This is a genomic window from Quyinboa mangrovi, assembly GCF_042219825.1.
GTDB lineage: Bacteria > Bacteroidota > Bacteroidia > Bacteroidales > UBA5342 > JBHJHP01.
The window spans coordinates 1-982 of the sequence record NZ_JBHJHQ010000043.1 but is presented as its reverse complement, the minus strand read 5'-3'; the positions used below and the strand labels follow the sequence as shown (position 1 = coordinate 982).

The window sequence follows — 982 nt, the reverse complement described above, 5'->3', positions numbered from 1 at the left end:
CAAATAGATACTTTAGAAATAATTTTGAAAGAAAAGTATGAGGAAAAAATATGAACGCCATACAACACGCGGTCATAGTGCATGGCAGTACTTTTAAAATAAAATGAATATACGTTCTCTGCCTGCTCTTTTCGTCCTGACAGTTCCTATCCTATCGGACAGAAACTGCCACGACACCATACCGCGGGAACGTTGTAAACCATTTTAGAGGCACATCATAATTATGACGAAGATTAAGCAAATAATAATACATAACTACAAATATTATATTTTCCTCTTTTGTCTATTTACATTTGGGATCATTAAAAGTCAAGAATCTATTGACACTATTAATGCTGAAGTATTTGAAAAGTTTTTAGAAAAATTTTATTCTGACACCTTATTTCAACAAAGCAGAATATCCAAACCTCTAAAAGGAGTGATTCTTGATTGGGATGATAATGATGATTCTGTGATAGAATCATCATGGGATAACAAAAAATTAGAATTCATAACTAGCTATCAATCAATTAATAGAGAGATGACAAATACTAAACAGTCATTTTCATCTAAATCCAATCAGGTTACAGAATTAATATTCAGTGATAACTCAGGATTTTATCTAGAAAGAGAGTTTATACGAAAGAAAGGTAAATGGTATTTAGAAAGATATAAAATATCAAATCTGTAATTACCGATTCTTGATTATGTACTTTGAAAAAATCTTTGCATCCAAAAAATTGAGAAAAGAGAAGAAAAACGGTTTACAACACGCGGTCATAGTGCATGCGGTTTTGTTTTAACTTGCAAATTCACATTCCGTATGCCGTCGTTTTCGGCTTGACAGTCTCCACTCCGTGGGACAGTCAACCGCACGACACCATACCGCGGGAACGTTGTAAATAATGCCGTGATTAGTTGTTTGATTATTTTAAAACTGGCTTCCACCCTCTTTCGGCTGAAGCAGGGGACGTTCTTTTTAAAACTGGATCATCGTTTGATT

1 protein-coding gene is annotated in these 982 nt (G+C 33.9%); it reads left to right on the top strand.

Annotation, left to right across the window (positions count from 1 at the left end):
• Window positions 1-223: 223 nt before the first annotated feature.
• Window positions 224-670 carry a DUF4348 domain-containing protein gene (locus tag ACE1ET_RS20465; protein WP_375730288.1) on the top strand — a complete coding sequence of 149 codons (447 nt, stop codon included), beginning with the start codon at window positions 224-226 and terminating at the stop codon, window positions 668-670.
• The last annotated feature ends 312 nt before the right edge of the window (window positions 671-982 follow it).

Bases quoted from the DNA above. Each gene is read 5' to 3' on its own strand.
- ACE1ET_RS20465 (WP_375730288.1), top strand. From the start codon at position 224: ATGACGAAGATTAAGCAAATAATAATACATAACTACAAATATTATATT.